Source organism: Candidatus Binatus sp., assembly GCF_036567905.1.
In the GTDB taxonomy this organism is placed as follows: Bacteria; Desulfobacterota; Binatia; order Binatales; family Binataceae; genus Binatus.
Window position 1 is genome coordinate 1 of sequence record NZ_DATCTO010000012.1, and the last position, 23,803, is coordinate 23,803.

Annotated in this window: 19 protein-coding genes and 1 pseudogene; 19 read left to right on the plus strand and 1 reads right to left on the minus strand. The window is 62.2% G+C overall.

The window, feature by feature from the left end; all coding sequences use genetic code 11:
- Positions 1–102: 102 nt before the first annotated feature.
- On the plus strand, positions 103–969 hold the full coding sequence (locus VIO10_RS01360; RefSeq protein WP_331958495.1) for a CAP domain-containing protein: 867 nt from the start codon (positions 103–105) through the stop codon (positions 967–969).
- Positions 970–980: 11 nt separating this feature from the next.
- Here the strand turns inward: VIO10_RS01360 and VIO10_RS01365 are convergent, their stop codons facing one another.
- A complete protein-coding gene (locus tag VIO10_RS01365; protein ID WP_331958218.1) occupies positions 981–2,225 on the minus strand; it encodes an alpha-L-fucosidase in 1,245 nt (414 codons plus the stop codon).
- A gap of 301 nt (positions 2,226–2,526) precedes the next feature.
- On the opposite strand from VIO10_RS01365, the gene VIO10_RS01370 reads away from it, so the two are divergent.
- The 18 genes and pseudogenes from VIO10_RS01370 to hpnE all read left to right on the plus strand — a co-directional run bounded on the left by VIO10_RS01370 (position 2,527) and on the right by hpnE (position 23,795).
- Positions 2,527–2,994, plus strand: coding sequence for a peptidylprolyl isomerase (locus tag VIO10_RS01370; RefSeq protein WP_331958220.1), 468 nt, complete (start codon positions 2,527–2,529; stop codon positions 2,992–2,994).
- A 16-nt stretch (positions 2,995–3,010) separates the two neighbouring features.
- Positions 3,011–3,751 (plus strand): PHP domain-containing protein, encoded by a 741-nt coding sequence (locus VIO10_RS01375; protein WP_331958222.1) that lies wholly within the window; start codon positions 3,011–3,013, stop codon positions 3,749–3,751.
- A 108-nt stretch (positions 3,752–3,859) separates the two neighbouring features.
- Positions 3,860–6,241, plus strand: a complete 2,382-nt coding sequence (gene ptsP, locus VIO10_RS01380; RefSeq protein WP_331958224.1) for a phosphoenolpyruvate--protein phosphotransferase — start codon at positions 3,860–3,862, stop codon at positions 6,239–6,241.
- A 206-nt stretch (positions 6,242–6,447) separates the two neighbouring features.
- Positions 6,448–8,319, plus strand: a complete 1,872-nt coding sequence (locus VIO10_RS01385; protein WP_331958226.1) for a B12-binding domain-containing radical SAM protein — start codon at positions 6,448–6,450, stop codon at positions 8,317–8,319.
- Positions 8,320–8,484: 165 nt separating this feature from the next.
- A complete protein-coding gene (locus VIO10_RS01390; RefSeq protein WP_331958229.1) occupies positions 8,485–9,273 on the plus strand; it encodes a hypothetical protein in 789 nt (262 codons plus the stop codon).
- Between the two features lie 963 nt (positions 9,274–10,236).
- Positions 10,237–11,307, plus strand: coding sequence for a hypothetical protein (locus tag VIO10_RS01395; protein WP_331958231.1), 1,071 nt, complete (start codon positions 10,237–10,239; stop codon positions 11,305–11,307).
- A pseudogene (locus VIO10_RS01400) lies at positions 11,256–11,837 on the plus strand (DUF507 family protein). Before VIO10_RS01395 ends, VIO10_RS01400 begins: the two are co-directional and overlap by 52 nt.
- Before the next feature lie 43 nt (positions 11,838–11,880).
- Positions 11,881–12,201, plus strand: a complete 321-nt coding sequence (gene cyaY, locus VIO10_RS01405; RefSeq protein WP_331958233.1) for an iron donor protein CyaY — start codon at positions 11,881–11,883, stop codon at positions 12,199–12,201.
- 139 nt (positions 12,202–12,340) lie between these two features.
- Positions 12,341–13,378, plus strand: a complete 1,038-nt coding sequence (locus VIO10_RS01410; RefSeq protein ID WP_331958234.1) for a Gfo/Idh/MocA family oxidoreductase — start codon at positions 12,341–12,343, stop codon at positions 13,376–13,378.
- A gap of 152 nt (positions 13,379–13,530) precedes the next feature.
- Positions 13,531–14,196, plus strand: a complete 666-nt coding sequence (locus VIO10_RS01415; protein ID WP_331958236.1) for a TetR/AcrR family transcriptional regulator — start codon at positions 13,531–13,533, stop codon at positions 14,194–14,196.
- Between the two features lie 48 nt (positions 14,197–14,244).
- The gene (gene hpnH, locus VIO10_RS01420) at positions 14,245–15,249 is read left to right on the plus strand and encodes an adenosyl-hopene transferase HpnH (RefSeq protein ID WP_331958238.1); all 1,005 of its coding nucleotides are present in this window, start codon (positions 14,245–14,247) and stop codon (positions 15,247–15,249) included.
- A 167-nt stretch (positions 15,250–15,416) separates the two neighbouring features.
- Complete coding sequence (locus tag VIO10_RS01425) at positions 15,417–16,307, plus strand: farnesyl diphosphate synthase (RefSeq protein WP_331958240.1); 891 nt, start codon at positions 15,417–15,419, stop codon at positions 16,305–16,307.
- A complete protein-coding gene (locus tag VIO10_RS01430) occupies positions 16,304–17,368 on the plus strand; it encodes a zinc-dependent alcohol dehydrogenase (RefSeq protein ID WP_331958242.1) in 1,065 nt (354 codons plus the stop codon). The genes VIO10_RS01425 and VIO10_RS01430 overlap by 4 nt, the downstream gene beginning before the upstream one ends.
- A 65-nt stretch (positions 17,369–17,433) precedes the next feature.
- Complete coding sequence (gene shc / locus VIO10_RS01435; protein WP_331958244.1) at positions 17,434–19,392, plus strand: squalene--hopene cyclase; 1,959 nt, start codon at positions 17,434–17,436, stop codon at positions 19,390–19,392.
- Positions 19,393–19,402: 10 nt separating this feature from the next.
- Positions 19,403–20,572 carry a 1-deoxy-D-xylulose-5-phosphate reductoisomerase gene (locus VIO10_RS01440; protein ID WP_331958246.1) on the plus strand — a complete coding sequence of 390 codons (1,170 nt, stop codon included), beginning with the start codon at positions 19,403–19,405 and terminating at the stop codon, positions 20,570–20,572.
- A gap of 52 nt (positions 20,573–20,624) precedes the next feature.
- Entirely contained in the window at positions 20,625–21,503 is an 879-nt protein-coding gene (hpnC, locus tag VIO10_RS01445; RefSeq protein WP_331958248.1) for a squalene synthase HpnC, read from the plus strand.
- Complete coding sequence (hpnD, locus tag VIO10_RS01450; RefSeq protein WP_331958250.1) at positions 21,484–22,407, plus strand: presqualene diphosphate synthase HpnD; 924 nt, start codon at positions 21,484–21,486, stop codon at positions 22,405–22,407. The genes hpnC and hpnD overlap by 20 nt, the downstream gene beginning before the upstream one ends.
- An 11-nt stretch (positions 22,408–22,418) precedes the next feature.
- Entirely contained in the window at positions 22,419–23,795 is a 1,377-nt protein-coding gene (gene hpnE, locus VIO10_RS01455; protein WP_331958252.1) for a hydroxysqualene dehydroxylase HpnE, read from the plus strand.
- The last annotated feature ends 8 nt before the right edge of the window (positions 23,796–23,803 follow it).

Consider the following 23,803-nt stretch of genomic DNA (forward strand, 5'->3'; position numbering starts at 1 on the left):
CCACGCCGAAGCGCGAGACCGTCGAGCAGCGCGAGCCCGGCGGCAGCGGCATCCGCGATCGCGCCGGAGAGCCGCGCGGTCATGGCGCCGGCATCGGTGCCGATGTCGGAAGAGAGACCGGCTGCCGTCGGCTCAAGCACGAACTGGCTGACCGTCCTGAACGCATACCGCACGCGCCTCAATATACCGCCGGTGGAGGAAGATCCGGCGCTGGGCAGCGGCTGCGTCGCCCATGCGAAGTATCTCGTGATGAACTATCACCAGACGCTCGCAAATCTTGGAGGTCTGATGCACGAGGAGGACGAATCGAAGCCGGGGTATTCGCCCGAGGGCCTCAAGGCAGCGCATTCCAGCGACGTGATGTTCCAAGCCCGGATGAACACGACCGACGCTCAGCGAATGGCAAAGGCAATTGAATGGTGGATTTCGGGACCGTTCCATCGCCCATCGCTCTTGAACCCCGATCTCAGGCATGTAGGTTTTGGTGAGTATTGCGAGGGAACTCTCTGCGCGGCGGTGCTCGATTTGAAAAGCGATCTGCCGCGGGCGCCTCCCGGCGGCCGCCCGCTGGCCCAGCCGGTCGAAGTTCCTCCCGACGGTGTGACGGTAAAGCCCGGCGGATTCAGCGGTGAATGGCCGGATCCAGTATCGTCGTGCCCTGGATACTCTACGGCCGCATTGGCGATCACGCTCCAACTTGGAATGCACGTGCCGGCGAAGATTACCGATGCGTCTGTCACACAGACCACTGGCGCGGCGGCCGGGACCAAAGTCGCCACCTGCGCCTACGATTCCGAAAGCTACGCGAATTCCGACATGGTCACGCAGACCAAGGGCCGCGGGATCCTCAATACGTTTGGTGAAGTGGTAGTGATCGTGCGAGATCCGCTCGCCGCCGGCGAAACTTACCGCGTCGCGATGAGCGTGAACGGCAAACCGTTTGCTTGGAGCTTCACCGCGGCCCCGTGAACAACGATTAGCTAGCGCTGGAAATCGACCGCGATGATCGTCGCCGTCGAATCGAGCGCGCTGTCGGGCGTCGCAATCACGAGCTCGCCAATCGGATCGGGGTTGAACAGCGTATCGGCCGCGGCGATTCGCTTGCGCAGCTTGAGCGAAATCATACTTGCCAGCGGACGCACGTCGCCGACGTGCCGCACCTTGACGCCGCGCACCGAGACCGACTCGTACGGCTTCATCAGCAGGTGCAGATAGACCCGATTGCCGCGGCGGGTTGACGGTCCGTAGAACTGCCACGGCTCGAGTCCGGGGTCAGTGCCGACGATTGCCTCGTTGTTGCGGTCCATCCAGTTGCCAATCGCTTCGAGCCGTTCGGCGTGTTCGGGTGGAATGGCGCCGTCGCCCATCGGGCTCACGTTGAGCAGCAGATTTCCACCCTTGCCCGCCACTTCGCACAGAGTATGGATCAGCGACCGGATCGATTTGAGGTCCTTGTCCGACGGATTGTAACCCCAGCTGTTGTTAATCGTCAGGCAGGTCTCCCACGAGCCTTGCGGCGGCTGGGGCGGAACGGCCTGTTCGGGGGTCTGATAGTCGCCGTAACCGGGGATGCGATCATTGATGACGACCTCGGGCTGAAGCGAGCGGATCATCTCGACCAACTCGCGCGACTTCCATTCCTCGGGCGTGCGTTCCCATCCGCCGTCGAACCAGAGAAGATCGATCTTGCCGTAGTTGGTCAGCAGCTCGCGCATCTGGGCGAACATGAATTGTATAAATCGATCCCACTGTTCAGGCGTCGAGCGGCGCCAGTTGCCCCACTTGTAGGGTTTGTCCGACTCGATGAATGCCGGGTAGTCGGGGTGATGCCAGTCGATAAGTGAGTAATACAGTCCGACCTTCAGGCCCTCGGCGCGGAACGCATCTGTATATTCACGAACTATATCGCGCTTGAACGGCGAATACTCAATTGAATAGTCAGAATGCTTCGTATGGAACATCGAGAAGCCGTCGTGATGCTTGCTGGTCAGGACTGCGTATTGCATCCCGGTGCGTTTTGCCGTCCGCGCCAGCGCGCACGCGTCCCATTTTGTCGGATTAAACGTCCTGGCGGTCGAGTGATATTCGTCAACCGCGACGCTTTGCCCATCCGGCAGCACGCCGACGCCTCCGACCAGCGGCCACGACAGCTCGAGCCCGCGCTGGCTGCAATGCCCCCAATGGATGAACATCCCGAATCTTGCCTTGTTAAACCACGATTCCATAGCGGGGCATTCTCGCCTTCATCGGATGCGCTTGTCCATCCCGAGCCGGGCCGCGGCGCCGGCGCTTCGTCCGGTTCGATGATCGACGCCGGGATTGGGTCGGTTCGGCTCTTGCGGATTGGCGCCGCCTCGAATACTTCCATGTAGGACTGTTGGAATAACCCGATGCATGGACGTTTGATTGTTCGTGCAAATGCGAGTGGATAATATGAAACGCAACTACTTTAGAATGTCGTGTCTTGCCGTCGTGGCGGTGCTGGTGCTTGCCTCGGCTTGCAGGGGCGCAACGGATGGACTCCCAGTGAGAAACACAGGTCATTACGCAATCATCGAGACCGACCGCGGCGCCGTCATCGTCGAGCTTTACCCGGCCGTCGCACCCAAGACGGTCGCGAATTTCGAGACGCTGGTGAACAAGGGCTTTTACAACGGCTTGACTTTCCATCGCGTCGAACCTGGCTTTGTGGTGCAGGGCGGAGATCCTGACGGGACGGGGACCGGCGGTCCGGGCTACACGGTGCCCGGCGAGATCAACGCCAACGAGCATCACCTGCGCGGCACTTTGGCCACCGCGCGCACCAGCGACCAAGTCAATCCGCAACGCGCGTCCAGCGGCAGCCAGTTCTATATCTGCCTGGATAAGGCGCCGTTCCTCGACGGCCAATACACCATCTTCGGCGGCGTGATTAAGGGCATGGACGTGGTCGATCAGATTCAGAAGGGCGACCACATGAAGAAGATCACGCTCGCGAAGGAGCCGCCCAAGTAGCCGCGGCGCGTCGCAAATGACGGATTCACGAAGCGGGCACCCCCATCGGGCGGGGCCCTACTTCACCGTTGACCTGCATCTCCACACCAACCGCGGTAGTTCGGACTCGAACCTGGCGCCGAAAGACCTGGTCGATCGCGCGCGTGCGATCGGAATCGGCGCGGTCTGCATCACCGAGCACGACAACATGTGGGATTCGCGCGAGATCGCGGCGCTGGCGGCCGGCTCGGGCGTGATTTTTATGCGCGGGATGGAAGTCACCACCGACATGGGGCATGTCGGCGCGTTCGGGCTCGAGCGCTACGTCGGAGGAATCTACAAGCTCGCCGAACTGCGGCGCGTGGTGAACCTCGAAGGCGGGATACTGATCGCGAACCATCCGTTCCGCTACAAACTCGACCCGCGCTTTTCCTTCATCAACCCGGACTCGGAGCCGATCGATCCAACTTATCCGGACCGCGCCGCCAAGCTCGAAATCTTCGAGATGGTCGATGCGATCGAAGTGCTCAACGGCGCCTGCGGTGAGGACGAGAATCTGTTCGCGCTCAAGGTCGCGCGCCGTCTTGGGTTGGCGGAGGTGGCGGGCTCGGACTCGCATTCCGCGGGCTCGGTGGGATGCGTGACGACGCTGCTCGACGGGCCAATCAAGGACGAGCGCGAGCTTATCGCCGCGATCCAGTCCCGGCGATGCCGCGCGGGTCGCGGCCTGCTCAAGAGCGCGCTTGCGCCTTTCGAGCTGTCGGCAAATGCCGGCTAACGCTCGGCAAGACCAGGCGGATTGGATCGCCCGCCGGCATTGTTTGCCACGCGATCGATCCGATAAAATTTCTCCGCCGCCGCTGAGACTTTACCCGAGACTTTACCAATGAGTGCCAACAAGGATCGCCTCGCTCTGATCGAGCTGCTCTCCTCGATCGGCGGCGAACATTCCGAGGATCTCCGCGAGACCCTGGACCGGGTTGCCGCCGCGATTGCCACCGGCATGGAGGCCGAGGTCTGTTCGCTCTACCTCTTCGATCCGCAGCGCGAGCGAATCGTGCTGCGCGCCACGGTCGGACTCGATCGCGAATCGGTCGGCAAGGTTTCGATGCGCCTCAACGAGGGACTGGTCGGGTTGGTGCTGGAGAAGGACGAACCGGTTTGCGTGCCCGACGCGATCAGCCATCCGCGCTACAAGTACTTTCCCGAGACCGGCGAGGAACGCTTCCATACTTTTCTGGGCGTGCCGGTTCACGACCACGACGGCCGCAAGAAGCCGCTCGGAGTGCTGGTCGCGCAGACCCTCGAGCGGCGCAAATTCAACAAGAGCGAAATCCGCCTGCTCAACACCGCCGCCAACCAGGTCGCGCAAATTCTTTCTCATTTCAGGCTGCGCGAATCGCTTGCCACCAAGGAAAAAGAGCGGCTCGAATATCGGCGCCGGATGATCGAGGCCAACCGCCAGCTCAAGGACTACGAAAAAGTCGGCGGCAAGACCCGCCACGCCCCGCCCGCCAAGATTCGCCGCCCCCGGCTGCCGGGACTTTCCGCCTCACCCGGATTTGCGCAGGGAAGCGCGCACATCGTCGGCGCATTTCTAAGCAGCGTCGATCGTAACCAGAAGTCCCGCGACCCCAAGGCCGAGCTCAAGCGCTTCGAGGACGCTCTGGCCCGTTCGCTGGCCGAGCTGGCCACCCTGCGGGTGCGGATGGAGCCGCTGATGCCCGAGGCGGACCTCAAGATCTTCGACGGCCATCGCATGATTCTCGAAGACGAGGAGTTCGTCGGCCGCATCCGCGATACAATTGCCAACGGCTACGCCGCCGAGAGCGCGCTGTTCCGGGTCATCGAGGAGCTCAGCACCTCGATGCTTGCGGTCGCGGACAATTATTTGCGCGAGCGCGCGACCGACTTCCGCGACGTCGGCCATCGCCTGTTGCGCCATCTGCGCCAGGAGGAAAAAAGGGCTCCCTTCACCAAGCCGACGATCATAGTCGCCGAGGAGCTTACGCTTTCGCAGCTGATGCTGGCCAGCCACGACAAGCTCACGGGTATTGCCCTGCAATCCGGCGGCGTCACCTCGCACGCGGCGATCCTCGCGCGGGCGTTCGAAATCCCGACCGTAGTCGGCGTCGAACATCTTATGGAATCCGTCGTCGAGGGCGATCAGCTCGTGCTCGACGGCAACTCGGGCGTCGTTTACGTCAATCCCGGCGCCGAGATCGAGCGCGACTACGTGAGCCTGTCCAAGCGCTACGAGGCATTCAAGCGCGAGCTTATCGAAGAGGGCAACGCGCCGACCGCGACCCGCGACGGCCATCGCGTCATGATGCTGGCGAATATCGCGCTGCTGGCCGATATCCAAATGGCGCTGCGCTACGGCGCCGAGGGCGTCGGGCTGCTGCGTTCGGAATTCTCGTTCCTGACCTACGAGGATTTCCCCGATGAGACTCAGCAGGTCGCGCTGTACGGCAAGATGCTCGAGATGCTCGGCAAGCGCCCGATCACGATTCGCACCCTCGACATCGGCGCCGACAAGTATCCGGCCTATATGCGGGTGCCGCGCGAGGACAATCCGTTCCTCGGCTGGCGTTCGATACGCATCTCGCTGGAGATGCCGGGGCTGTTCAAAGTTCAGCTCCGCGCCATTCTCCGCGCCGCCGCCAAGCACGACGTCCGCATCATGTTCCCGATGATCTCGAGCCTCGAGGAATTGCGCCGCGCCAAGGAATTGCTGGCCGAGTCCCAGGCCGAGCTGTTCAAGGAAGGACTCGAGCACAATCCCAATATCGAAGTCGGAATCATGGTCGAAGTGCCATCGGCGGTATGGCTCGCGCCGCGGCTTGCGCGCGAGGTCGATTTTTTCTCGATCGGAACCAACGATCTGATCCAGTACCTGCTCGCCGCCGACCGCAACAATCGCAAAGTCGCGCACCTCTACGAGGCGCTGCATCCCGCGGTCATTTCCGCCATCGCCGAGGTCGTCAATGTCGCGCGCGCGGCCGACAAGGAGGTCTGCCTGTGCGGCGAGATGGCCAGCGATCCGCTGGCAACGCTGCTGCTGGTCGGCATGGGTCTCGACGAACTAAGTCTGAGCCCGCTATTTATTCCGGTGGTGCGCAAAGTCATTCGCGAGGTCGATTATCAGACCGCCCGCCTGATCGCGCGTGAGACTTTACAAATGGCCAGCGTGCAGGAAATCAAGGGTTACCTGGTCGAACGCTATCGCGATTTGGGCCTCATCAATCTGGTCGAAATGTACCGCTAGTTACCCTCCGCCCAGAATTATCCCCATTTAATCCTCGACTTTGGCGCTATTAATGTGTTTCAATTAATTGTTGACATTTCCAGTCGGGAATTGTTTACTGTTTCTGACCGACCGGTTAGATACCATCAGACCCCGCGTTCGGTTATGATGCGCAGGATGGGTACGCTGGGGGCTGGGGGTAGGAAATAAAAGCAGAGGATCTATCGATGGTTTTTCTTATATTTTTAGGCGCATTTCTGATTTTCGCGGCAAGTGTCCTCTACTGGCTGTTGGGGACCAATCGTTATGGCGGTGATCGTCCCGCCGCCACGCTTCAGTTGACTGCGCGCAAGGGTGCGACCGCCGATGCGGCGATGAAACCCGAGCCTTGCCGAACGGTTCGCGTCTATTTCATCAAACCCTCGCGCTACGACGAGGAGGGTTTCGTCCAATATTTCCGCTACGGGGTTCAGCCCAACAACACTTTGACGGTGCTGACCGCGCTCAACGAGGCGTTCAACAAGCGTTACGCGGTCGAGCGCAACGTCCGCCTCGAGACGGTAATTTGGGACGAAATCTGCGACGGTGTAGTCAGCCCTGAGACAATCAAGGCGATAAAGGAAAAGGCGCGCGAAGATGGCGTCGAGTTGCTGATCGGGCTGGCCGGTGTGCAATCGAATCAGTATCCGCGCGGGCGCGACCTCGCGCTTCAGTTCGTCGCCGAAGGCTTGCCCACGATGATGGGCGGCTTCCACGTCAGCGGCTTTCCGGATTCGTGCAAGTTCCTCAACGAATGCGGCGTCACCACCGTCGTCGGCGAGGCCGAAAACATTTGGGGCGTTATCGTCGAGGACTTCCTGCGCGGTGAGCTGCGCAAGCATTATTCGGTCACCGAGGGAATTCGCGCGAAGACCGGCCAGGACGACATCACCGTTCCGCTAATCACGGAAACCCTGCTGCCGATGCTCGACGATCGTTATCTCACGCGATTTTTCAACGATACGATGACCACGCTCGACACTTCGCGCGGATGCCCGTTTACCTGCTCGTATTGCAGCGTGAAAAACGTGATGGGCCGCACGATGCGCTCGCGCGAGCCTGACGCCGTCGTAAGCTGGGTGCGCGACGCATGCCGCAATCATGGCATCGAGTCGCTGTTCCTGGTCGATGACGACTTTTTCCGCTCGCCGCGATGGGAAGAGATTCTCACCGGCCTGATTGAAGTGAAGAAGGAGTATCCCAAGCTCTCCTTCATGATGCAGGTGGACGTCGATGCGTCATGCTACGCAAATGTCGCCGACGGCGAGACCGAGACCGCCAAGCATCGGCGCAGCAAGCGTTTCACCGAACTGGCCGCGGCCGCGGGATGCTACCAGGCGTTCGTCGGAATCGAGTCGCTCAATCCCGACAACCTGAACTTTGCGACCAAGTACCAGAACACCGACGACCGCCAGCACAAGTGGGGGCTGGAAGCGGCGCGCGCGCACGTGATCGACAAGTATCGGCGCGTCGTCGAGAACTGGCACAAAGTCGGGGTCTCGGTGCACGCCGGCTACATGCTGGGATTCCCGTTCGACGGTCCCGATTGCGGGCGCGTGGCGGTGGCAACGCTGAAAAAAATCGGCTTCGACCTCGTGTCGTTCTTCATCATGACTCCGCTGCCGGGCACCGAAGACCAGGCGCGCTTCACCAGGGAAGGCGCCATCATCGACTGGGACTTCAACCAGCTCGACTCGCAGCACGTCACGCTCAAGCACGACAAGATGGACAAGGAAAGCTGGCTCGGCGCGTACCGCGACGCTTACCTGGGCTTCTACTCGCTCCCGCGCTTTCTTCACAGCATATTCACCATTTGCGCCGGCCGCGGACTCAGTGCGGAAGCGCGCTGCTCGACGCTCCGTCAGTTCACCTATTATTTCTTCAGCCATCGCCAAGGACGGCACCCGATGGTCGGCGGGATATGGCCGATTCGCCGCCGCGACGTCCGCCGCGTGGCAGTCACCGACGACGAGGCGCGCCGCTTCTACCTCGGCGGGAAGCGCTTCGGCGCGATGTTGCGCGGCGACGGTGGCGAGGGATTCGCCGGGGCTCCGGCGTAAGCAACGAACAACGCTAATTTTAATCACTTGACCGCACACCGGCGCGATCCAATCGGGATCGCGCCGGTGTGCTTTTCGGGTGTTGCGCATCGCGCCCCAAGGCTACCCGCGCCCGGCTTGCGCCAACGCCCCATAAACGGCTAGGGATTTTCCGGGGACCCCATCATGACCACACTGCCCGTCTTCGCCATCGTCGTCGTCGCCCTGGTCGTCATCGGCATGCTGATCTTCGTCCCATTCATCTTCCGGCTGCTTATCCACCTCGCCTTTTTTCTCATACCCGTGGCGGTCGCCGCGGCGGGTGTCGCGATGATCATGAACGACGAAACGATCTTCGAAAGGCCCGGCGCCGAGCAACGCGTGATCCGGTTCGTCACGATGAACTCCGCGGCCGCCAGCGCGTCGGGTTCCGGCTCGGTGACTTGCCGGATGGGCATTCAGCCCAACGCAGTACCGACTCCGGCCGCGCCCGCGCCAAAGAAGCGCGCCGCAAAGCAAGCGCACGCCAATGGGCCTGCGCCCGTACGCAGGCTGGAACCGACCGCGACCCCGGCGCCGCTCGACGATGTCTATCCTGAATTGATTCGCCGCTCATATCCGGGAATCCCGCGCCAGAAACTGTTCCAACTCTCGCTAGACACGATCCACTCGCTCGGTGGATGGAAAATCGTCAAGGCGGATCTCCGCAACTTCACCATCGATTGCATCTACACGTCGCGAATCTTCAAATTCGAGGACGACGTGAGGATCGCAGTAGAATCATCAGGTGAGATCGACGCGTGCGCGCGCTCCGGCCTGGCGCGCCCCGACGCGACCTCGATACTGCGCTACTTCCCGGGTGACATCGGCGCCAGCGTTGGGCATATCAAGCAATTTTACGAGGCGCTCGAGCCCAAGATGGACGAGGTTTACAAGCAAGCGCAGGACCAGGAGAACGCCAAGAAGCCGCACTGACGCGCACGCGCCGCGAGGTAAAGGGAAGGGGAGATCACTTTATTGAATGCGAAACCCACCGTGGGTTTCGCGCATCCTTGGGCAGGGGTGACCCCTGCACCCAGTGAACAGTGAAAAGAGAAGATGCGGGACTTCGTCCCTGTTAGAAGGGTGAGGCAGAACCATCATCGCAAGTCCTGTTCTTTTTGGTGTCTTTTTTCCTGTGTCGTCCACTCTTTGTGTCACCCTGAGCGGAGCCTGCGGAGTCGAAGGGCCCCGATCTTTTTCTTCGCCTCACCCTGACAGGGCGAGGCCGACGCGAGTCGTCGAGCGTCGGGTGCGGGTACTGATTCCAGGATGCCCTTCTCTGCGCGCCCTTTTTTTTGCGTCATCCCGAGCGAAGCCGAAGGATCTCGCGCGCGCCAGCGCGTGTCTGGCCGACGCCGGACGCCGGGCATCCGTCGAGATTCTTCGCTACAGCAGCTTCCGCTCAGAATGACACGAGGGATCACGCACTTTCCTGTGTCATGCCGAGCGCAGCAACTGGCGCGCAAATTCCTAAAGATCCGCGTTTCACGACCGGGTTTTGGGGATGACCTAATTCAGCCTGACCCCGCCGGATTTGGCGTGCTATGCGTACGCTATGGTCAACCGCCAGGATGTCCCGTACCCGCCCGGCTCACCCGAAATCGGGCGACCCCTGCGTCTGGCAGAAATAGTTTTTGACGAAACAAAGCTAGCCATAGAGCGGAGCCGTCCCAGAACCACTACGAATGGTAGAAATTGCTCTTTCCGGCTCTTTTCGAATAGTCAGAATCGCGCCCGTCGCAGGCTGACGTGGAGAACGTCAGGACCCGGTTGAAGTACGAACGCCGCGAAATTAGCATCCCAATCGCGATCCGGAACCGGACGCGGGAAATGAAGCGGCGTTACACGCGAGCCAATTCGAAGACCATCCGACCACGGGCTGCTCGCAAGGCGTCCGTGAAGACTCCCAAGCGCGCGACTCCGAGCAAGCGCGTCATTCTGATGGTTGGTACACGCAAGGGTGCGTTCATCTATTACGCCGACGCAACGCGCTCACGATGGCGCCTGGACGGGCCGCATCACCTCGGCGAAATAGTCAATCACGTCGTGCTCGATCCTCGTGACGGCAACACGATGCTGATGACGGCGCGCGCCGGACATCTTGGACCTACTATTTTCCGATCGACCGACCTGGCGCGCACGTGGAAAGAAGCAGCCCAGCCGCCGGCGTTCCCAAAGGCGGCGCCGGGCGAGAACGGATGCGCGGTCGAGTACACCTTCTGGCTCTCGCCGGCGCATCGCGATGAGCATGACACCTGGTATGCGGGCACGTCGCCGCCGGCGCTGTTTCGCAGCGAAGATGGCGGAGTTACGTGGCGCGGCGTCGATGGCTACAACGACCATCCGATGTATTCCAAGTGGAATCCGCCCGGCGGGGGAACACCCGACGGACCGGTGCTGAGTTCGGTCAATGTGGACCCGCGCGATGCGGCGCACGTGTATATGGTCACCTCCGACGGCGGTGCGTTCGAAACTCACGACCGGGGACAGTCGTGGCGCTCGCTCAATCGAGGCGTCGAGGCGAACTTCCTGCCCGATCCATATCCGGAGTACGGACAGGACGTGCATTGCATGTGCTTGCATCCGCGCAAGCCCGATCGCCTCTACCAGCAGAATCACTGCGGCACCTATCGGATCGATCGCCCCAGCGACCAGTGGGTGCGAATCGGCAACAACATGCCCCGGGCGATTGGCGACATCGGCTTCGGCATCGTGTTGCATCCGCGCGATCCGGATACGGCGTGGGTGTTCCCGATGGACGGCACTACGGTATGGCCGCGGACCAGTCCCGGCGGGCGGCCGGCCGTGTACCGGACGAGCGACGCAGGCGCGACGTGGACCCGGCAGGATCGCGGGCTGCCGCGGCCGCTTTTGACAAGATGCACGCGACTGGGCCAAGCTGTGATCGTATGGCGATGCGGGAAGCTCAGATCGACGCGCTGGCGACTCATCTCGTGCAGGGGCTGATCGATCGCGGCCTGATCAAGCCCAAGGGCGAGATGAAGGACCTGGTCGCGTGCGTGGTCGAGCTGATGTCGGCGAATTTCGAGACCGAAGCGCAGATCGACGAAGAGGCCGACAAGATGGCGGAGGCGGAGGCGCGCCGCGATACGCGCCTGGACGTCACCCGGCTGCGCAATTTGATTCGCCAGCGCTTGGCCGAGAAAAAGAACTTCACGCTCTAGCCGGCATGCTCGCACAGTAAAGTCTTCATGAAGCTCACCGAAGCACGAGTGCTGTTCCTGGCGCGCGAGTCACTGGCAAAATTGCGCGACGAGGGCTTGGCCGAGATCGCGAACTTTCCGCTCGCGCTTCGCCAGGCGCGCGAAATCGTCGCGCAGTTCAACGAGCAGGGCGACGAGATCGATGCTGCAGTGCGGCGCAAGATCAAGTCGATCAAACGCGGCATCGTCGAGGGTTCCAACGAATGGACCATCCTCTACAAGCGCTACCGCGACGAAGAGATGCGCAAGAAGGGCCCCCAGCGGCAGGGGTGACCCCTGCGTACCGCGTCGGGTCGGCGGTTGATACAATCGGGGCATGGACGATAACGAATTTCGCGAGCGGTCCGATACCGCCTTGACCAAAGTCGCGAAATGGCTCGAGGACCTCGACCCGGACGAAGTCGATTACACCACCGCCGACGGCGTCGTGACGATTGAGTTCGCGGGCGGCGCGAAGTTTATTCTGTCGAGGCAATCGCAGATGAAGCAGATGTGGCTCGCCGCCGGCTCGCATGGATTCCATTACAGTTGGGACGCGGCTGGCGGTCTGTGGCTCGACGACAAGGACGGCCACCAGTTGTTTCCGCGTCTGGCAGAGGCGATATCCGAGCAGCTCGGGCATCCGGTGGAGTTCTGAATTTCCGTCGCCAGGGCGGGGAAAAAGATCCGGGGTCGCTCGGCTTCGCAGACTCCGCTCGGGATGACACAAAAAAGTCGATGCGGCGGCTACACCCTCACCTGACCTCTCCCTTAAGATAGCGGGCGAGGTACCAGCGGTGGCGAATGGAGCAAAAATCCGGGGTGCGATCTCGGGATTTGGCGAGGTCGCCGCGCGGGCGCATCTCCCCGGATGGCGCACGCGCGAAAATATCGCTATCGGCGCGATCCACGATCCAATCTCGGAGCGCCGCCATGAGGCGATTCGGCTAATCAAGAATGTTCGGGTGTACGACGACCTCGAGTTGATGCTCGACGGCGAGGCGCCCGACTTTGTCGATGTCGCCAGCCCCCCGGGGATGCATCATGAGGCCGCGCGCGCGGCGCTTAGAGCGGGCGCGCACGTGCTGGTCGAAAAGCCGCTGGCGCTCACGCTGGCCGGCTTCGACGAACTCGCCGCGATTGCCGCGGAAAAACGGCGCGTGCTGATGTGCGTGCACAATTGGAAATACGCGCCTGCCTATGAGGCCGCGCGCCGGGCGGTCGAAGCAGGGCGGCTTGGCGAGATTCGTTTCATGTCGATCGACCGGCTGCGCACAGAGCCTGCGGGCGCCGGCGCAAGCGGCGGCAGGTGGCGCGCGTCGTCGGCCTCAGGCGGAGGGATTCTGATCGATCACGGATGGCACGTCTTCTACCTGATGTATTGGATGCTCGGCGGCGAGTCGCCGGTGTCGATTTCGGCGCGGCTTGAATCGCCGGCGGGCCTGGAGGTTGACGACCTGGCCGACGTGCGAGTTCGGTTCGGGGCGGGGCGTGTGGCGCGTGCGCATCTGTCGTGGCGCGCGCCGGTGCGCAGAACTTCGGCGCTTATCTATGGAGAGCGCGCGAGCATCGAGATCGAGGGGGATCGGGTGCGCCTGACTGATCGGTCGGGCAACGCTGAAGACCTATCGGTGGCTGACATTCCCGACGATTCGTACCATTCGGCGTGGTTCGGCGCCGTCGCGGAAGAGTTCGAGCAAGCTGTCTCCGAAGGAGGCAATTCGTCCATTGCTGTTGCAAGGCGCAATTTGGCCGAGGCACGCGCCGCATTGGCGCTAATCGATGCAGCGCGAAGATCAGCCGTGAACCACGGCGTCGAGATAAATATCCCGTAAAATCGGGTATTTAGAGCGAAATGTCTCCCCGGGGACATTTTCGCTCGAACTGATCGCCTGACCGCTCGGACTGTCACTCTTGACTTTCGGGAACGCGACGGTAAAGTTGCCATTGACCGAAAGGTTAGCCGCATTACCGAGCCGGGAGGATTATGGGCGCACCGCAGGCCAAACAACTAGACTCATCCGAGGCGCGCACGCAGTCGCAGGATTCGCGAGACGAGATTCTGAAGGCGGCGATGCAGCTCTTTGCCAATCGCGGATTCCATGAGACGTCGATGTCGGAAGTGGCGCGCGAGGCGCGGGTCAGCAAGGCGCTGATTTTCTGGCATTTCAAGACCAAGGAAGAGCTGTTCGTGGCGGTGCTGAACCGGCTGCTGGAGCCGTATTTCATCGATTTTGCGGAAGAAGCGGCGATGGACGAGCGGGCGCAGATTGAGAAGCTGGTCGAGGCCTACCTGTTGTTCGTGCGCGACAACGCGAGCTCGGTGCGTTTCTTCCTGGCGCAGATGCTCCACGACCAGCGGCTGTCCGAGAATCTCAACGGCCAGGTGCTCAAGCTGTATAGCGGATATCGCGCGATGCTGGTGGAGCTGATCGCGCGCGCGCAGCAAAAGGGCATCTGCACGGCGCGGCCGGCGCCCGAATCGGCGGCGGCGTTTCTGCTCTCGGCGCTGAACGGATTGCTGATCGAATACTTGTTCATGGGCGCAAACGCCGTCGATCCGGAAGGGGCGGTGGCGATGGTCGGCGAATGGCTGTTCGGGGGCTTGCCGGGGGCATCTTCATCGGAGGATGGCGGCACGCCGGGCGCCTGAATTTTTCACTTTTTTCACTTTGTTCAAAATCCAGGAGAACGCGCCAGCATGCGAATCCCGCTAAGACAGATGATCGATCTGGGCCGCTACATGCGCGCGAAGAAGCGGTCGGGGGAGAAGTATTTTCCGTTGGTGCTGATGCTCGAGCCGCTGCATGCGTGCAACCTTGCCTGCATCGGATGCGGGCGAATCGTCGAGTACAAGGACACGATTCGCGACATGATGCCGCTGGACGAGGCGCTGCATTCGGCCGAGGAAGCGGGCGCGCCGATCGTGTCGATCTGCGGCGGCGAGCCGCTCATGTACAAGCATATCGTGCCGCTGACCGAGCGATTGATTGAGGATCAGAAGCGTCACGTCATGATCTGCACCAACGCGGTCCTGCTGGACCGATTCGTCAAGCAGGTGGCGCCGAGTCCGTACCTGAGCTTCAACCTGCATCTGGACGGGATGCGCGAAACCAACGATCGCGTGACCGACCGGCCGGGGCATTTCGACACCGTCGTGAAGATGATCAAGATGCTCAAGCAGAATGGCTACCGGGTGCAGACCAACACGACGGTGTTCCGCGAGACCAGCGGTGAAGAACTCGAAGGGATGGTCAAGTACCTGACGAGCCTGGGCGTCGATGGGATGCTGCTGAGCCCCGGCTATCACTACCAGGTGCTGAACAACGACGGCGAGTATCTGCGCAAAGAGGATATGCCGGCCAAGTTCCTCAAAGTCCGCGACATGGCCAACGACTACAAGATCGTCAATACGCCGATATACCTGGACTACCTGGTCGGCAAACGCGACCTGCAGTGCAGTCCGTGGACGACGGTGACGCGCAATCCGCGAGGATGGAAGGGGCCCTGCTACCTGATAACCAACGGGCACTACAAGACGTTCAACGAAATGCATGCGGCGACGGACTGGGAATACTACCGAACCAAGCAGGATTTCCGCTGCCGCGACTGCAAGCTGCATTCGGGATTCGAAGGCACGGTGGCGCTTGATTTCGGCAAGAATCTCAAAGACTCGTGGCGGATGGTGCGGCATTACGTGGCGTGAGGGATTGCTTGCGCTGTCGAAGCACAGAGCGCTCGCGCGCAGTTGACCAATCACCCTTGCCAAGCGGGAGGGGGAGCGATCGCGTGGGGAAAAATTCCGGTCGGTCTTTCAGCGCCGCGGTCGAGCCGGCGTCAGCGCCGCCGGCATCGGAGCAAGAGAAGCGAGACGTGTTTGACTTGCACAGCTATTTAAAGGAGCGCGCGCAAATTATCGAGCGAGCGCTCGCTCAAAGCGTCGAGGAACCCGCGGGTGCGGCGGCGCGCTTGCATGAGGCGATGCGCTACTCGCTGCTGGCGGGCGGCAAGCGGCTGCGGCCGGTGCTGGTGCTGGCGTCGTGCGAGGCGGTCGGAGGGAAAGCCGAGGCGGCGATGGGACTGGCGTGCGCGGTCGAGATGATTCACACCTACTCGCTGATTCACGACGACCTGCCGTGCATGGACGATGACGATATGCGCCGCGGGCGTCCGACCAATCACAAGGTCTATGGCGAAGCGATCGCGACGCTGGCGGGCGACGCGCTGCTGACGGACGCATTCAAGGTGCTCGCGCGCTCGGCGCACAACAGCGCGCCGCCGGCACTCGTGCTGGAAACGATCGCGGAGCTCGCCGGCGCGGCGGGATCGGCCGGGATGGTCGCGGGGCAGGTGATCGATCTGCTCGGCGAGGGCAAGTCGAAGACGGTCGAGGAGCTCGAGGAACTGCACGGCAAGAAAACCGGGGCGCTGTTCCTGGCGTCGGTTCGCGGCGGTGCGCGCCTGGGCGGCGCGAGCGAGGCGCAAATCGAATCGCTCGACGCATACGCGCGCGCGCTTGGGCTGGCGTTCCAGGTCGTCGATGACCTGTTGGATATTCAAGGCACGCCCGAGCAGATGGGCAAACGCACGCAAAAGGACGTCGCGCGCGGCAAGGCGACCTATCCCGCGATATTGGGAATCCAGCGCTCGCTCGATTTGGCGCGCGAGCTCGAAACGCGAGCGCATCGCGCAATTGCCGGTTTCGGGGATAGCGCCGACGCGCTGCGCCACATTGCAACCTTCGTCGTGGAGCGAAAGCTGTGAACGCAGCCCAAGCGTCGGTGGAAATTGCGGGGACGCATTCGCGCCAGGCCGTGCTGGTGGAGCCAGGGCGGCTCGAATTGCGCGACTACGTCGCGCCGCATCCGGGGCCGGGCGAATTGCTGATTCAAATCCGCTGCGCGTTGACTTGCGGCACCGATCTGAAAATGTTTCGGCGCGGACATCCGCTGTGGAAACTTCCGATTGCTTTCGGGCATGAGTTTTCCGGCGTGGTGATGGAAGCCGGCGAGGGCGTGGCGTTCAAGGCCGGCGACGAAATAATGGCTGCGCCGACCGCGCCGTGTGGAATCTGTTTCTACTGCCAGCATGGGCAGCAGAATCTTTGCGACGATGCGGTCGGGCGGATGGTGCTCGGCGCGTATGCGGACCTGCTGCTGCTGCCGGCGCACGTCGTCGCGTGCAACACCTTTATCAAACCCGCGGACTTGCCGTTCGAAGAAGCCGCGCTGCTTGAGCCGCTTTCGTGCGTGGTTCATGCCCAGGAAATGGCGCGTCCCGAAAAAAGCGAGACGGTGGCGATCATCGGCGGCGGCGCGTTCAGTCTGCTGCACATGCTCGTGCTGAAGGCCGCGGGCGTGCGCGAGGTGGCGGTCGTGGGGCGGGGCGCCAAGCGCCTGAAGTGGGCGCAGGAGATGGGCGCGGACCGGGTGATCGACGCGCGCAGCGTCGATGCGGCCGCGGAAATCGCGCGGCTCAACGGCGGCTTCGGTCCCGACCTGGTGATCGAGTGCACGGGACAAGTCGAGGGATGGCAGGATGCGGTGGCGCGCGTGCGGCGCGGAGGACGGGTGGTTTTTTTCGGCGGATGCCCGGTGGGCACGGTGCTCAGCGTCGATACGCGATCGATGCATTACGACAATCTGACGTTGATGGCGCCATTTCATTTTCGCCCGCGCGACGTGCGGCGCGCCTACGAATTGCTCGAGGGGCGTGCGCTGAATGCGGGCGCGATCGTCAACGCGCGAATGCGGCTTGACGATTTGGTGGAAGTGTTTGCGATGCTGGAGCGCGGCGTGGTTCTGAAATGCGCCGTGATTCCATAGTGGATTGCGATGAGGTTGCGAAGGGTTGCCGGGGGACGCGGGCTGAGTTCAGGCAAGGGTGAAACATGAGTCAGGCTATTGAAATTGGAAGCACGGCGATTGCCAGGTCGCCGCATGACGAGTTCGTCGCGAAGGTTGATTACACCGTAGAGCGCGCGCAGCGTGCGCTTATCGCGCTGCAGAAGCCCGAGGGCTACTGGCACGCGCCGCTGGAGGCCAATGCGGAGATGAACGCGGAGTTCATCATCTTCAACCATTTCATGGACACGGTCGATCTCGAGGTCGAAGCGCGGCTGAAGAAGCATCTGCTGGACATTCAGAGTCCGGACGGGAGCTGGGCGCTTTACCAGGGCAGCGAAGGGCATCTGTCGACGACGATCGAAAGTTATTTTGCGCTGAAGCTCACCGGCATGCGCGCGGGTGACGAGCCGATGGCGGCGGCGCGGCGCTGGATCCTGTCCAAGGGCGGCATCGTGAACTGCGGAACGCTGGCGCGCTTCTACCTGGCGGCGATGGGACAGATAACATGGGATGCGACGGCTGCGCTGCCGGTCGAACTTGCGCTTTTTCCGAACTGGTTCCCGTTCAACATTTACGAGCTCGGCTCATGGGCGCGCGGAACGCTGATGGGACTGATGATGCTGCAGGCGGCGCGGCCCGAAAAAAAGATCGATTACCAGCGCGGAGTGCTGGAGCTGTTCATCGAGCCGCCGCATTTCACGAAGTTCAAACAGCCGCGCGGAAAAAAATTGCTGTCGCTGCGCAACGCGCTGAACCTCGCCGACCGGGCGCTGCGATTCTACGATCGGCACAAAATCAAATCGATCCGCGCGCGCGCGCTGCGCCACACGGAAAACTGGCTCATCGAGCATCAGGCGGCCAATGGCTCGTGGGGCGGAATCGAGCCATGCTACCTGCTGAGCGCGATGGCTCTGAAAGCCAACGGTTACCGTAACGACCATCCGGTGTTGAAGAAGGCGATCGAGGCGTCGCGCGAACTGATTTGGCATTTCAACGACTACGACATGTACATGCCGTGCGTGTCGGTCAACTGGGACACGGCGCTCGCGGGCCGCGCGCTGCTGGATTCGGAATTGCCGGCCGACCATCCGGTGCTGAAGCAGGCATCGCAATGGTTTATCGATCATCAGATTTTCAAGAAGGGCGATTGGTCAGTAAAGCGGCCCGAGCTCGAACCGGGCGGATGGGCCTTCGAGTTTTACAACGACTGGTATCCCGACGTGGACGATTCGGCGGTAATTCTGTCGGTGATGGCGGATTCGGCAGCCGATGATGCCGCGGCCGGGGAGCGCGCGATCCGGGTTGGCGCGAACTGGGTAATGGGAATGCAATCGAAGGACGGCGGCTTCGCGGCGTTCGACGCCGACAACGATTCAACCTGGCTCAATCATTTGCCGCTCGCGGACGTGGAAGCGGTGACGGATCCGTCGTGTCCCGATCTCACCGGCAGGGTGCTCGAGATGATGGCGTCGGTCGGCTATCGCACCGAGCATCCGGTGGCGAAACGCGCGATCGAATGGCTCAAGCGAAATCAGTCGCCGGCGGGCGGATGGTGGGGACGCTGGGGCATCAACTATATCTACGGCACATTCTCGGCGCTGTCGGGCTTGCGCGCGATCGGCGTCGATATCAACGAGCCGTGGATCAAGCGGGCGGTCCAGTGGCTCAAGTCCAAGCAGAATCCCGACGGCGGATGGGGCGAGAGCCCGCTGTCGGACAAAGATCCCGCGTGGCACGGGCGCGGGAACAGCACGGCGTCGCAGACGGCGTGGGCGCTGATCGGATTGATCGCGGGCGAGTCAGGGATCAGCGAACACGCGATGCGCGGTGCGCAGTGGCTCTCAGAGAGGCAGAACGATGAGGGTGCGTGGGACGAGACGGAATCAACCGGCAACGGATTTCCGAATCATTTTTATCTTCGCTATTACATGTACGCGCATTATTTTCCGCTGATGGCGCTTGGGCGGTTCCGCCGGCGGCTGGCGGAGACGGCGTCACGTTGAGCGCATCGCGATGAAGGCGATTTCAATTCTCGGCTCGACCGGATCGGTCGGCGTCACCACGCTGGACGTGGTCGGCCGATTCAGCGACCGATTTCGCGTCGTCGCGATGGCGGCGGGACGCAACCTGGATCTGCTGACCGAGCAAGTGAAGCGCTTTCATCCCGAACTCGTCTCGGTGGCGACGCCCGAACTCGCGCGCGAACTGGCGGCGCGCGTCGGTGCGCAGCGCGTGACGATCGTTCACGGACTCGAAGGCGCGATCGCCGTCGCAACGCATCCCGCGGCGAAGCTGGTGATGTCGGCGCTGGTCGGTGCGATGGGACTGCGGCCGACGCTGGCCGCTATCAAGGCCGGCAAGGACATCGCGTTTGCCAACAAGGAAGTGCTGGTCATTGCGGGCGAGTTGATCACGGCGGCGGTGCGCGAGAATCGCATGCGGCTGCTGCCGGTGGACAGCGAGCACAACGCGGTTTTTCAATGCCTGGAAGGACGCGGGCGCGAGTCGCTGAAGCGGATCATTCTGACCGCGTCGGGGGGGCCGTTTCGCGAGCTGGCGGCCGACAGTTTCGAATCGATCACGGTCGAACAGGCGCTGAAGCATCCGACCTGGCGCATGGGCAGCAAGATTACGATCGATTCGGCGACGCTGATGAACAAGGGACTCGAAGTGATCGAGGCGCGCTGGCTGTTCGACCTCAAGCCCGCGGAGGTCTCGGTGGTGATTCATCCGCAGAGCGTGATCCATTCGATGGTCGAAATGATCGATGGCTCGGTGATCGCGGAGATGGCGATTCCCGACATGGCGATTCCGGTGGCGTACGCGCTTGCGTATCCGGAGCGGCTGCCGATGACCCATTTGAAGCCGCTGTCGCTGGCGGAAAATTCGCGGTTGACGTTTGAAGAACCCGACCTGAGACGCTTCCCGTGTCTGCGGCTGGCGTACGAGGCGCTCGCGGCGGGGCACACGATGCCCGCGTGCCTCAACGCCGCCAACGAGGAACTGGTGGCGGGCTTCCTGGCGGGGCACGTGCGTTTCGTGGATATCCCGCGCCATATCGAAACCGTGATGCAACGGCATCGCAACTCGCCGGCCGAAACGATCGAAGATCTGCTGGAGACCGATGGATGGGCGCGAGCCGCGGCGCGCGAACTTATCGGAGCGCGGACGGTCGCAGCCTGAGATGATGGCAAACGCGCGGGCCAATGTGCATAGCGAAGGAACCTCGTACGCTGTGAGCGCAGCGCCGGACGCGTCGGCGCCGCCGGGAGCGTTCGACGTAGCGGCCGCGTACCAGTTCTGCGCGCGGCTGGCAAAATCGCACTACGAAAATTTCACGGTCGCGTCGTGGTTGATGCCGCGCGAGATGCGCCCGCACATGTATGCAATTTACGCGTACGCGCGGATGGCGGATGACTTTGCCGACGAGCATCATGACCTCGCGATGCTCGACGAATGGGAGCGCGAGCTCGACCTGGCGTACGCCGGCACGCCGCGCCATCCGGTATTTATTGCGCTCGCCGACACGGTGCGCCGCTTCGAAATTCCGCGCGAGCCGTTCAAAGATCTTTTGACTGCGTTCCGATCCGACGTGGACTTCAAGGGCTTCGACACGCTCGACGATCTGCTCGGCTATTCGCGCTACTCGGCCAATCCGGTTGGACGGCTGGTGCTTTACCTGTTCGGCTACCGCGACGCCGAGCGGCAGCATCTGTCGGACCTGGTCTGCAGTGGATTGCAGCTCGCCAACTTCTGGCAGGACGTGGCCGTCGATCTCGACAAGGGACGAATCTATCTTCCGCGCCGCGACATGGAACGATTCGGAGTCACGCCGGCGGACCTGGCCGCGCATACCTCGTCGCGCGAGTTCGTGGATTTGATGCGTCATGAAACGGGAGTCGCGCGAGCGATGCTGGTTGAGGGGGGAGAATTGCACAAGTGTGTGGACCAGCGGCTGCGGCGCGACATCGTGATGTTCGCCGGCGGCGGCCTGGCAATTATCCGCGCGATCGATCGCGTCAACTACGATGTGTTCCGGATGCGTCCGGAGCTTGCGAAACTCGACTACTTGAAACTCGGATGGAGCGCGATTCGTGGACGGCTTGAAGTCTGATAGCAGTGCCGCCGGGATCGAAGACGCCGCCGGCCACGACGACGCGTCGCTCGACGCCGACTACGAACGCTGTGCGCAAATCACACGGCGCTCGCGGTCGAGCTTTTACTACGCGTTCATTTTGCTTCCGCCCCCGCGGCGCCGTGCGCTCTATGCCGTCTATGCATTCTGCCGTTTCATCGACGATATCGCCGACGACGAAGCGATTCGCGAGCCGGCGCTGCTGCTGCGCCGGTGGCGCGAGGAACTTGACCGCGTGTATGCGGGCGTGCCGACGCGCGCTCTCTCTCGCGCGCTCGCCGACAGCGCGCGCCGATTTAACATTCCGCGGGAGCTGTTCGAGGAAATCATAAACGGCGTGGAGATGGATCTCTCGCGCAAGCGCTATCAAAGCTGGGAAGAGCTGCGGCCGTACTGCTATCGCGTCGCGTCGGCGCTGGGCCTCATCTGCATCGAGATTTTCGGCTACCGCAACCCGTCGGCGAAGTTGTACGCGGAGAACCTCGGACTGGCGCTTCAGTTGACCAATATTATCCGCGACGTGGGCGAGGACGCCGCGCGCGGCCGCATTTATCTTCCGCTGGAAGACCTCGCGCGATTCAACGTCAGCGAGGATGAAATTCTCGCCGGCGCGTACTCGCGCAACTTCGTCAGCCTGATGGACTTCGAGGCAAAACGCGCGCGGGAACTTTACGCGAAGGCGCAGAACGCGCTCGCACCGGAAGATCGCGCGACGCTGCTGACGGCCGAGGCGATGCGGCTTATCTACGCCGCGTTGCTCGAACGGATCATCAATTCGAACTATCGCGTGCTCGACCGCCGCCACAGCCTGTCTGCGCCGCACAAGCTTTACCTGGTCGGCCGCGCGTGGGCGGTGGGCCGCTGCGGCGCGCTGCACGGATAAGCGGGATGCACGTGGCGAATCAGATGGCATCGGCGATGAAAGACGCGGTCGTGATCGGCGCCGGGTTCGCGGGACTCAGCGCAGCGGTCGCGCTCGCCCAGCGGGGCGTGCGGGTCACAGTGCTCGAAGGAAAACCCGCGCCCGGCGGGCGTGCGTATTCGTTCGCCGAACCGGACACCGGTGATTTCGTCGACAACGGGCAGCACGTCCTGATGGGTTGTTACGTCGAGACGCTCGACTTCCTCAAACGGATCGGCGCTTACGACCAGTTGGTATTTCACGAAGATTTGGAAATCGAAATGCTCGCGGGGCCCGGCCGGAGTGCGATCCTGAAAACGGCGCGGCTGCCCGGACCTCTGCACATGACGGCCGCGTTGCTCGGGTACCAGCATCTGAGTATCGCAGAGCGGTTCGCTGTTATGCGCGGTGGATTGCGCATGCTCGCGATGAGACGGTTCGGCGACGGCGAATTGCGTCGTCTCACCGTCGCGCAGCTGATGGATCGCCTCGGGCAATCGGAACAAGCGCGCCGGTGCTTCTGGTACCCGCTGTCGATCGCGACGCTGAACGACGAGCCGCAATCGTCGTCGGCGCGGTTGTTGGCCGAGGTCCTGAAGCGTGCGTTCTTTTCGCGTCGCCGCGACTCGGCGTTCGTTTATTCGCGCGTCGGGCTGAGCGACCTGTACTGCACCGGCGCGCAGCGGGTGATCGAGCGCGCCGGCGGGAAGGTTGTTTCGCATTCGATTGTGGAGATGCTGGAACCTGGCGCTCGAGGCCACGTCGCAAGCGTGCGGCTGCGCGACGGGCGGCGAATCGAGGCGTCGGCCTTCATCAGCGCGGTCCCGGCCCCCCAGTTACTTCGGTTCCTGCCTGAAAACGCGGTTGCCGATCCATTTTTCTCGCGCTTCACCGGTCTTTCGAGCTCGCCAATCATCTGCGTCCACGTGTGGCTCGATCGCGAAGTGACTACTTCACCGTTCATCGGGTTTATCGGCACTACTACTCAATGGCTATTTAACAAACGTCAAATATTTGCGCAGCGCGGCGAGGCGCATCCGGGTTACCTGAGCTTCGTGATCAGCGGCGCGCGAAAGCTGGTCGAGCGCAGCAATCAGGAAATCCTGGATATCGTGATTAACGATCTCCACGCGATGATTCCCGCGTCGCGCGAAGCCAGGGTCGTGAAGTCGCTGGTGCTCAAGGAGAAAAACGCCACGATGGCCCCGGACCTTCGATCGCATGAACTGCGTCCGACGGCGAAAACGCCGATCGCGAACTTCTTTTTGGCCGGCGACTGGATACAAACCGGTCTGCCGGCGACGATTGAGAGCGCGGTGATTTCGGGACGGGCCGCAGCCGCTGCCGTTTGGGAGCGAACTGCTCAATAGCCATTGAG